The 10,900-nt window shown below is 57.3% G+C and carries 9 protein-coding genes and 1 pseudogene; all 10 read left to right on the forward strand.

The window, feature by feature from the left end:
- Nucleotides 1-194 precede the first annotated feature (194 nt).
- Nucleotides 195-564: pseudogene (gene tnpA, locus HIJ39_RS19055) on the forward strand (IS200/IS605 family transposase).
- A gap of 162 nt (nt 565-726) precedes the next feature.
- A complete protein-coding gene (locus tag HIJ39_RS19060; RefSeq protein WP_169102535.1) occupies nt 727-2,478 on the forward strand; it encodes a peptide ABC transporter substrate-binding protein in 1,752 nt (583 codons plus the stop codon).
- Nucleotides 2,479-2,688: 210 nt separating this feature from the next.
- Complete coding sequence (locus HIJ39_RS19065) at nt 2,689-4,044, forward strand: MFS transporter (protein ID WP_169102537.1); 1,356 nt, start codon at nt 2,689-2,691, stop codon at nt 4,042-4,044.
- A gap of 95 nt (nt 4,045-4,139) precedes the next feature.
- The gene (locus HIJ39_RS19070; protein WP_169102539.1) at nt 4,140-4,595 is read left to right on the forward strand and encodes an ArsR/SmtB family transcription factor; all 456 of its coding nucleotides are present in this window, start codon (nt 4,140-4,142) and stop codon (nt 4,593-4,595) included.
- Entirely contained in the window at nt 4,592-5,794 is a 1,203-nt protein-coding gene (locus HIJ39_RS19075) for an MFS transporter (RefSeq protein ID WP_169102541.1), read from the forward strand. Before HIJ39_RS19070 ends, HIJ39_RS19075 begins: the two co-directional genes overlap by 4 nt.
- A gap of 227 nt (nt 5,795-6,021) precedes the next feature.
- Nucleotides 6,022-7,065, forward strand: a complete 1,044-nt coding sequence (locus HIJ39_RS19080; RefSeq protein ID WP_169102543.1) for a cupredoxin domain-containing protein — start codon at nt 6,022-6,024, stop codon at nt 7,063-7,065.
- A gap of 239 nt (nt 7,066-7,304) precedes the next feature.
- On the forward strand, nt 7,305-8,018 hold the full coding sequence (locus HIJ39_RS19085; RefSeq protein ID WP_169102545.1) for a class I SAM-dependent methyltransferase: 714 nt from the start codon (nt 7,305-7,307) through the stop codon (nt 8,016-8,018).
- A gap of 253 nt (nt 8,019-8,271) precedes the next feature.
- Nucleotides 8,272-8,691: a hypothetical protein gene (locus tag HIJ39_RS19090; protein ID WP_169102547.1), complete on the forward strand. Its 420-nt coding sequence runs from the start codon at nt 8,272-8,274 to the stop codon at nt 8,689-8,691.
- A 15-nt stretch (nt 8,692-8,706) separates the two neighbouring features.
- Nucleotides 8,707-9,321, forward strand: coding sequence for a peptidoglycan-binding domain-containing protein (locus tag HIJ39_RS19095; RefSeq protein ID WP_169102549.1), 615 nt, complete (start codon nt 8,707-8,709; stop codon nt 9,319-9,321).
- A gap of 313 nt (nt 9,322-9,634) precedes the next feature.
- Nucleotides 9,635-10,762, forward strand: a complete 1,128-nt coding sequence (locus tag HIJ39_RS19100; RefSeq protein WP_169102551.1) for an alkaline phosphatase family protein — start codon at nt 9,635-9,637, stop codon at nt 10,760-10,762.
- Nucleotides 10,763-10,900: the final 138 nt, after the last annotated feature.

The following is a 10,900-nucleotide window of genomic DNA, read 5'->3' on the forward strand; positions in this document are numbered from 1 at the left end:
GGTCTCCAGCCGCGCTTCGGGCGGCGGACGCCTTGGCCCATTCGGTCGGGGAGAGGGAAATCCGATAGGTGAAGACGATGGTTTCGTGCGTAAAGTTCCCCCCTTTTTTTCTTTACGAACTATTGTTTCTATTATACGCTTGGTCTATGGCGAATTAAAGCGACTACCGCACTTGCAGACATTGTGTTTTCGCCTTGCACGTGCATTGGGTCTTTGTGGCAAAGTATCGGCGGTTGGTCTTCACAAAAGAGATCGTGGAAGACCTGCGGGCCATCTTTTCCAACGTGTGCCAGGACTTTGAAGCGACGCGCTGGAAGAATTCGACGGCGAGCGAGATCAGGTGCATTTGCTGATCACATACCCGCCAAAAGTCGCGATTGCTCGACTGGTGAATAGCCTCCAGGGCGTCTCATCCCGACTGATCCGTAAGAAGCACTATCCGAGCATTGAGCGGGCGCTGGGGGGCGGCAGCCTCTGGTCGCCGAGTTATTTTGCCGATCGGCGGGGGGAGCCCCTCGCTCCATCATTCGGCAATACATCGAACAACAGGACACCCCGGATTGACCCCTACTACAGGGTCAGCGCCTTATATCTCCGCCCTGAACGGCGGAGTTTTACGGCGCATCTGATAAAATGTTGCGCTCTGGTATAATCGGTTCATTATTCCAATCTACCCACTCGTTGGAAAAGCATTATTCTTCTTCACAACAACAAAGGAGTGACACAATGCAGCCCGCACCCATTTGGAAGACCGCCAAAAAGGCGGGACTAGGAGCTCTGATGGCCAGAGGCGTTGCGCTGTTGGCTGCGGGATGCGGCGCCAGTCCGACGAGCCAGGCATCCTCGTCAACAAGCAAGCCCACCCCGGGCGGCACCATTATCTTTGCCCAAGTTCCGCAGACCACCTACAACTGGTACCTTCCCATTGTCGATGCCCAGTACGACTACAACGCCGGACTATACGACGAAATCTATAAGCCCTTGCTATGGATCAACAACAATTACTCCATCAATTGGAAATCGTCGGTCGCCAAAAAAATCACCTACAACAAGAGCGGCACCGTCTATCATATCTATCTCCACAAGAAGTGGCGTTGGTCCAATGGCATGCCCGTGACCAGTCAAGACGTGCTGTTCACCTGGGATGTGATTAAGGCCGCCTCAGCCAATAATGCCCCCTCGCCGTGGCCCTATGTGGGTGCCGGAACCGGCGACATTCCGAATGGCATCCAAAGCGTGACCGCCAACGGAAACTATGAGGTCACCATCACCTTAAAGCAGCCCACCAACCAGCAATGGTTCATCTATAACGGCATTATCCAGTTGGTGCCCATGCCCCATATCTGGGATGTCAAGCCGAACATGACGGCAGAACTGAAGTACTTGGGCAATGGGGCGAGCAATCCCAAGTTTGTCTCGGTGGTGGACGGGCCCTTTAAGCTGGGCAAGGTGGTTCCCCACCAGTACTGGACGCTCTTGCCTAACAAGGAATACGCGGGACACAAGAGCATTGTCAACAAGATTATCCTGCAATATCAAGGTTCCAATGCGTCGGAGCTGGCCGCACTTAAAACCGGGGCAGCCAACATGGGCTATTTGGATGTAAGCCAATGGGGAGCGCGCAGCGAGCTAACCTCTCAGGGCGACATCATTACCCCAGAGTATTACTTTGCCTACTTCGATACCGCCTTAAATCTCTTCCCCGGATCCCCGGTGCGTTCCATTTTCAAGCACCTCTATGTCCGCCAAGCACTGCAGATGGGCATCGATACGCAAGGCATCAATCAATCGGTGTACCACGGCTTCGCCCCGCCCATGGACGGACCCTTGCCTAAAGTCCCGATGACCAAGTTCTACGACCCAGCCTTGAACAAGAACCCCTATCCTTATAACCCCAGCGCCGGCAAAAAGCTTTTGGAGGCCCATGGTTGGCGTGAGGTGAATGGCGTCATGACCCGGGGATCACAAAAAATGTCCTTTACCCTCCTGTACCCCACCGGCACCACCTCCGAGACCACCACAGCCCAAATCATGCAGCAGGACTGGGCCAAGGAAGGGATTAAAGTAACGTTGAAGCCGGTAACCTTCAACAACCTCATAAGCATTGCAAGCCCGGCCGGACAACCGAGCCAATGGGAAATGGCAACCGGCACGGGCTGGTATTATGACGGCCCCGGTTTCTATCCCTCCGGCGACGGACTCTTTAACACCGGCGCACCTTCGGGCTTTGGCTACTCAAACTCGACAGAGGACGCCTTGATCAACGCCACCCATCAGCCCTATGACACCACATCCGCCAACACGCAGGCTTTCTTTAAATACGAAGTCTTCACCGCACACCATCTCCCCGTGCTGTGGATGAACAATCCAGCAGCTTTAGTGGTGCATGCGCCCGACGTGCATAACTCGGTGAAGTACGCCGATGCCTCGCCTGGCATCCCGCAGATGCAGTATTGGTGGGTTTCCACCAGCCACTAGCCCAATGAGGTGGTTCGGTAAAGAGAAAATCCGTGCAACGAAATCTACCCGATAATCGTCAATCTTATGAAGCGGTCCTCTGCACCTGTACCCCTTCCCGCAGAGGGCCGCTTTCCCTATGTATATGTCTCATGCCATTTCTTTCAGGTGGTGGTGATTAATGCATAACCGCCTTTCGGGTTAGCCACTTTACCCCTTAGGAGGTTACACATGTCCACCACGAAAACCCGCGGTAAAACCCCCCATCGCACGCGCGCACCACGCCGGACCGTGGAAAACGCGCCGATGAGCCCTTTTCATCGCCGCATCACCACCTATTCATCCGGCGGTCCCTTTCTGGATGGCTACATTCTCGGCATTGTCGGCATTGCCATGACGCAAATGCAGCCAATGCTGCACTTGAACAGCACCTGGCAAGGCCTCATCGGCGGATCGGCCTTGGGTGGAATGTTTCTTGGCGGCGCCGTGTTTGGGTATGTCACCGACTTGGTCGGACGACGACTTATGTATACCCTTGACCTCTGGGTCATCGTTATCATGTCCATCTTGCAAATATTTGCCACCAACGCACCGGAGATTTTCGTCCTGCGCGTCATTATGGGCATTGCGATCGGGGCCGACTATCCCATCGCCACCTCGCTATTGGCCGAATTTGCCCCCAAGCGGCATCGGGGAACCATGCTGGGACTGCAGATTGTGGCTTGGTATGTGGGGGGCACCGTCGCCTATCTGGTCGGGTATCTTTTGGTGGGGCTGGGACCGGGCGCCTGGCGGTGGATGCTGGCCAGCAGCGCGGTGCCCGCTTTTGCCCTGGTCATCTTGCGCCACGGCACCCCCGAGTCGCCTCGCTGGCTCATGGCCCATCACCGCGTCGATGAGGCACGCGCAGTGATGAATCAGGTGTTCGGGCCGGAGTCGGAGCTTCCCCCAGCCAATGAGAAACCCGTATCATTCGGTCTCGTCTTTCAAGACGGATACCTCCGCCGTACGCTGTTTGTGAGCCTCTTTTGGCTCTTTCAGATTGTCCCGTTGTTCGCGCTGGGGGCGTTCGGGCCGAAAATTCTCAGCTCCTTTGGTCTCGCCAGCGGCAATGCCGCCAATCTCGGGTCCGCTGCCATCAACTTTGTCTTCTTGATAGGGTGTCTACCCGCGCTCCGCCTGGTTGAGACCGTGGGCCGCCGCCCTCTCATTATTTGGAGCTTTGTCTTCATGACCGTCGGGCTCGCCATTGTCTCTGTCATTGCCCATCCACCCCTTTGGATGGTCATGTTCGGGTTTGTGGTGTATGCTCTCGCCTCAGGCGGCCCCAACGTGCTTGACTGGATTTACCCCAACGAGCTCTATCCCACCCGCATTCGCGCCTCCGCAGTGGGGGTCGCGACCAGTGCGAGCCGCATTGGCGCCTTCGTCGGGACCTTCGTTCTGCCCTTCAGCCTGGCCGCCATCGGCATTCGCGACACCATGCTGATTGCCACCGTGATAACCATTTTCGGCCTTTTCGTATCCGTTTTGTGGGCGGAGGAAACCCGCGGCAAGACCTTGGCCGAGGCCAGTCGTCCGGAGTAACGGACACGCCGCGGGTTGACTTTTCCAGAGTCGCGTTCTAGTCTAAATTTATAGTCCAGAGTCTGAATTCATAGGCTAGGACGGAGGATGCCGAATTGGATGAAAAACCCGCGCTCCCGATTAGCGCCAAGCAATATCACTTACTTTCCAGTCCGCTGCGGCTGCGTATCTTGCACGTCCTCTCACAAACCCCGAAAACCGCCAAACAAGTGGCGGACGAACTGGGCGAGACGCGCGGCAACATCCATTACCACATAACCAAGCTCCATGAAGGCGGAATACTGGAATTGGTGGAAACGCGCCAGATTGGCTCTATCAAGGAAAAGTACTATCGGACCCGCGCAACGCGCTTCAAGCACGATCGGCCCCCAAATCCCAATCTGCTCACCCTGTCCACGTGGCTTTCGCTGACATCGGAAGAAGCGGAGGAGCTGCTCGAAGAGGTCAGTCTGGTTCTCGAAGCCTGGGAAAAACGTACCGTGCGGACCCAAGGGCCGCGACGCGACTTCCAAGTCCTCTTCCATATCAAGTCCATGGAGGATCAGCTGTGACCCGGCGGATCCACATCGCCCTTCTCTTGGCCGGGTTAGCCATTTCCTCGTTGGGGGACCAAATCTATCTCGTGGCCTTAAACGTACGGGTGCTGGATGCCAGCCATTCCAGCTTGGCTGTCTCGGGATTGTGGATGGTGCCGCCCTTAGCGGGTCTCCTGCTCGGTTCGGTGTCGGGCGGCTTGGCGGACCGCTGGGATCGCCGCCGAAGCCTCGTCGCATCAAACCTTCTGAGCACCGTGACGGTGGGTCTTATTCCCCTCATGCCGAACATCTTCCTGATCTATGCCGCCGTGTTTCTTACCTCAGCCGCGGGCACGCTCTTCATGACAGCCTTACCGCCCTATTTCAAGCTATTGGTTCCCGAATCGGCTTGGGCTCGGACCACGTCCCTGCGCGGTCTATTCACCTACGGATCCCTGGTCTTGGGGCCCGCGGTAGCGGGACTCTTGCTGCTGCATGACCAAACCGGCACCGCCATCTGGATCGATTCGGCTTCGTTCCTGGCGTCTGCGCTGGCTCTCATCTTCCTTCCGCCTCTGAACCCAGGAGGTCTTCCCGAGCCTGCCGACTGGCGGAAGGACATGGCACTCGTCGCCCGCTTTCTCCGTCAACACCGGGGCATCCTGGCCGTCATCGCAGGCTTTTCCGGCATCATCGTGTTCGGCTCGGCCGCTGATGCCCAGGAAGTGGTGTTCGCCCGCCAAGCGCTTCACCTCGGCCGGAGCGGCTACAGCCTCTTGGTTGGTGCGGCTGGCGTCGGTTACGTGGTTGGCGCCGCCCTTGCTGTTCTTTGGGGCAAGCGGCTCTCCCGCCGCCTCGCTCTTGGAGTGGGCGCGTTGCTGTCGGCGGCCTGCTACGTTCTCTACAGCCGTACGACCACATTGTCGGAGGCCGCAGCCACCCTCATCGGCCTCGGCATATTCCAGTCGATTGCCAATGCTGGCCTAAGCCTTCACCTGCAATATGCCCTGCCAACCGCCATCATGGGACGGGTAATGGGCACAGTGCAAGCCGCCCAATACGGATTGACCGTCATCGCCGTGCTGATTGGGGGCGTCACGGCCAGCAGTCTCGGAGTGCGGCCCATGATGACCTCTGCCGCCCTCGCCGCCTTATTGTCCGGTCTTTTCCTGACGTGGCAGGCTTGGCGCCCGACCGCTGGACACTTAACCCGCCAAGAGGAACCCTCGCTTTAATATGAATCCATAGCTGAGCGGCCCCCGTCAGATGCCCCGGGGTGTCCGTTTTCCATGCTCTCACCCGCCGGCCGGGAAAGACCTTATGCGCCGGATTGATGCGCATCCGGGAAAAGAAACCTAAATTTTTGGCGTGAAGGATTAGACGTGTAACCGCCGGGCTCTGTGCCACGTTGAGAAATGCAAGAGCCAACAACGCTCATACAAGAAGAAGGGGGCTGTGGACGTTGGCGGATACAACAACAAAGACCCACTGCCGATTCAAGCGGTTTCTCGCCTCGTTCTTGGGCGCGGCTGGCCTTGCGGCATTGGCTTCGGGGTGTGGCTCCACCATGAGTCCATCAGCCCCAGGGCCGGAATCCCTGGCGCCGGCTGGCCCGCCGTCGTCAGCGACATTGAAGCAGCTGCTTCCCCAAAACCGCACCATTGTCAAAACGGCAGCGCTCACCTTTAAGGGCCATGCCCCCGAAGAGCTGGTGATCACCACCGCGGCTCCCAGGAGCACGTCCAGTGTTTTGGGAAGCCTCAAAATGAGCGCTGTGACCTGGAACAGCCACAGCGAACACTGGCGTGTCGCCTGGCAGTCTCCGGCCTTGAACTTGCAAGAAATTTATATGCCGGGACACCCAGCGACGTCCGCCATCACTGCCTGGCAGGTTGAGAAGACTGCCCAGGGGGCCTTGGTGGGTCTGTTGGACGCGGCCTCCCTGGGCGCATCGACCATATGGAACGACGGCCTAATTGTGTGGATGCAGCCTCATCAAACACCCCGGGTTCTTTGGAACGGCAGTGACAACAATATGCTGGCCGACGGCGCCCTTGCCCGCACCTCCCATGGCCTGACGGTCAGCCAAGACGGCTGCAGCGGGGTGGAGGCGGTGCAACATGACGGCCACGCGACACTCAGCACGCTCTCTTGTACCGACATACTGGCGAAGTCATCGGGCCAGCGCATCCGTTTTACCGCCACCAGCAACGGCACCATTCATTCCGCGGGGTCGTCCGTCACAGTAGCGAAGGGCAGCACGGTGGTGTTTTGGCCAGCCGACAGTCATACCGCCCATTTGGTCAACGGCGGGCAATTAGAGCTCTACGGCGGAAGTTCCGGCAATGGGTGGCCACGCGGCCAGGTGCCGCTGGTCAACGCGGACAGCCTGTACCGCTGGTCCTATCACTTCACCCAGCCCGGACGGTATCTATTCGCCATTGTGCCAAACTCCACCATGGCCACGTCCGCACCCGCCACCATGACGGTCACCGTGACCGGCTGATCCGCCCACAAAGAGCCCCACGTCCGCCTGGCGGCGTGGGGACCCTTGCCTCGGGCAACCCACCCCATTGGCCACCCGCCGCATTGAAGCGCGCTTTTCATGACAGAGCATATGGTGACAGGAGAGATTGCGGCTCTCTCCGCGAGATATCGGCAAAATTCACCGTCTCCAACATCCTCCATACGTAGAGACGAAAAGAGCCGTATCCGTGCAGAAAATCCCTGAGGAGGGAACATCCCTTGGAGGTCTGGGACCATCGGGAAACAATGGAGCGATATGTTCAGCGCCAACGAGTAGAGACGGACTATGTCGAACAGCCGGCACTGGAATCCGTCCTCCCCTCCTTGGTTCACGCCCACGTCGTGGACCTTGGGGCCGGCGCGGGTGATTGGGCTCACCGGGTGTTGCAGGTCGGGGCAGCGCGGGTGACGGCTGTTGAGCCGTCTCCGGTGATGCGATCATTGAGCATCGCGGATTCCCGCATTCACTGGATTTCCGCAAGGATGGAGGAAGCATCCTTCGAGGCCAACAGTGTCGATTGTGTGTTGAGTGTGCGCAGCTTTCCCTACGTCGAATCATGCATCCCGGTCTTCGCACGCATTTTTGAGTGGCTGCGGCCGGGCGGATGCCTGGTGTTTTCGGTCGAACATCCGCTGAAGTCCGCGAACAGTTCCAGAGACTGGATTCGAGATGATGCCGGCCAGCCATTGGCATGGCCCATCGACGGATACCTCGACTGGGGACCGCGGCACGATGCGCGAAACGGGATAACCCTAACCAAATGGCACCGACCCGTCGCATACTACGTCCATGAAGTCATTCAGGCCGGATTGTCCGTCAAAGCCGTGCTTGAACCGGATGTCACCCAAGAAGGGCGGCGTCGGCGTCCAGAGATCGCAGAGGAGTTGCGCCGCCGACCGGCTGTGCTCATCGTCCGTGCCGACAAGGTGTGACCGGAGGCAGCCAGGGCCTGATGAATGACCCAACCCGCTCACCAAGCCAGCCCCACTTCAAGTTGAGCGGAGCTCATCCTTCTCCAGGGCTCAACCACGCCGTACCATTTTTTCCATTGTCTGTAACGCCTTTCGGGATTCGTCCGTAGAATGTCTCAGGCCAAAAGACCGGGAAGGGACCGACCACGCGGTTGGACGGCGACCTTGGGGTTCAATCCCCGTACCCAACTCAACCTGGCCCAAAGGGGATGACATGATGGAAATAACCCACGGACCTGTATATCGTGTTGGCGCCCAGTTCACGGAGCAACTTAACTACTCCAACCCACTCGGCCAGACGGTCATCACGGTGTGGTACAACAATTACTATTACTTCCTGCTCGACCAGCATATCGAGGTGGTGTGGAAAAAGCCGCCGCAGGTGCCGGTCAAGGAGTACCTCTTCTTCTATCCACACCACGATGATCCCAAGAAGCCGGGCGATCCCACGGGGCACTATCCTGTCCTGAGCCTCCTGCCGGGCAGCTACCACTACCAACCCGTCGTGGAGGAGGTGCTGTTCATCGTGCCGCGCGACTACGATCCCGCGAAGTTTCGGTCGGAAGACGCAATCAAGGCCAGTCGCTATCCCATTATTCCGACCCACCGCTATTTTGTACGAGCCGTGCTCTAGAAAGGAGGCAGGACGATGAGTGATGCCCTGACCTGTACCACCGTCACCTTAACCCATCCCTACACGCAAAGCGAAAACGTCAAAGCCATTCAGATGGCGCTGAAATCCCACGGTTATGACATTGGCCCCATTGACGGGATTTTCGGTCCCGTCACCGCATCGGGCGTTGAGGCCTTTAAAATGTACGAAGGGATCAAGCCGGTCAATCCAACCGTTGATTTGCCCATCTACTACAAGTTGGGGGTCCGCTGCGTCAGCACGCGGGAACTAACCGAGCAGCTGGACTACAATAATCCGCTCTTGCAAAAGTTGGAGACCGCTTGGGTGGATGGGAAGAAATATTGGGCATACGGCCCCAATATCCCATTGCCCATCGATCCGAAGCGTACCAAGGTCGCTCAGGAATATGTCATCGTGTACCACGTGAGCAGACGGCACCACTGGGCCACTTTTGTACCGCTGCAGCTCAACATTTATGACTCTATTCCGGGAGATCCAAAATACAGCCCGATCTGGCACCTCAACTGGGTGGTGGTTCCCCATAGTTACGTGCCCAACACTTTGAAGTCCGTCCATGACGTCAAAAGGTCGCCGTACAAAGTCATCCCCAGCGACGTTTACGTGAACTGACCCGTCCTCTAACAACCGGCGTGTCCGGTTCTCATCCAGCGCTTCTCCCCTTGCGGGGAAGCGCTGACTTTACTTTCCCAGTCTAGAAAAATGTGGGCAAAAACGGCTAAGTGGACATACTGTCCCTTAGGGGAAAACGATTGAGCTCCGAAAGGTTGCCCGGGGCTCGAGGCATCGCGGCGATCGCTGGAATGTCGCGAGTCCAACGCCATCTTAATTGAATGTTTACACAGTCTTAGCTGCCGCTTAACAACGCCCGTTCTGGATCTTGTTATTCTCTGGTTATACCAATATTTGTCAGGGAGGAATAGGGATGCGGTTTGCAACGAAATTCTTGGCATTGGCATTTGCTTCGGGTATCGCCTCACTGGGGCTTGGAGGCGCGTCAGCTTCCAAACCTGTGCCTCGGACTGCGACCAACCGTCCGTTTCAGCATATCTACGTCATTATGATGGAAAACACCGGGACTCCGCAGATTATCGGCAATCCCCATCTTCCGTACATCAACCACCTCATCAACACCTATGGCTACGATTCAAATTACTACGGGGTCACCCATGAGAGTCTCGCCAACTATGTGGCATTCATCACCGGCAGCAATTGGGGGACCCACAGCGACAATCCCACTCAGCAATTCAATCACACCAACCTGGTCGACCAATTGGAGGCGCATCGAATCACCTGGAAAGGCTACATGCAAAGCATGCCCTCCACGGGATACACCGGATACTGGTATCCGGACAACGAACCGACGGGAACCAGTCCCGCGACAACCCCGCCCGACGCTCTCTATGCGTTGAAGCACAACCCGTTTACACTCATGACCGACATTGTCGACAATCCGTCCCGCCTCAAGAATGTGGTGCCGTTCTCGCAGCTAAAGACCAGCCTGGATTCGAATCACGTTCCCAACTTCGTGTGGATTTCTCCCAACGTCATTAACGACATGCACGGTCAGCCGCCCGGTCCCGGAGCAACCGTCACCTATAACGACCCCACCCAGTTGTATCGGGCCGGCGATCGATTTATTCAGAACACGGTTCGGATGATTATGGCGTCCAAAAGTTGGAAGACCAGCAAGTCCGTCATCTACATTACATGGGACGAAGCCACCTACCCCAACGGTACGCCAACGGCCAGCCAACTGAAAACCTTTACAGCACCCGGTCCTGACGCACCAATCGTACCGGCGGGAACGGTCGACGGCTTTCAATGGCCTGGGGGTCCCTACGGCGGCGGCCAAGTCCCGCTGATTATCATCGACAATGCCGACCCGCATCACTTTGTCATCAACACCTGGTCCGATCATTATTCGGTGCTGCGCACCATCGAACAAAACTGGAATCTTGGGTATCTCGGCAATGCGTCCGACAGCAATCAGGTCCAGACGCTGCCCGTGCCCGGCGAGCCACGGACCACGTCGGCCCGCCAAGTGCATTGAGACCAATATTGCACGGGTAAAGAGGTTGCCCATTCAGGCAGCCTCTTTACCTCTTTACATGGCCTAGCAGCTTGTGTGAATAGTCCCGAACATCCGGCGCAAAAAGGACTTCGCGACCCGGATGGCGAAATAAAAACT

The sequence above is a fragment of the Sulfobacillus harzensis genome, from assembly GCF_012933365.1.
Lineage (GTDB): Bacteria > Bacillota > Sulfobacillia > Sulfobacillales > Sulfobacillaceae > Sulfobacillus_B > Sulfobacillus_B harzensis.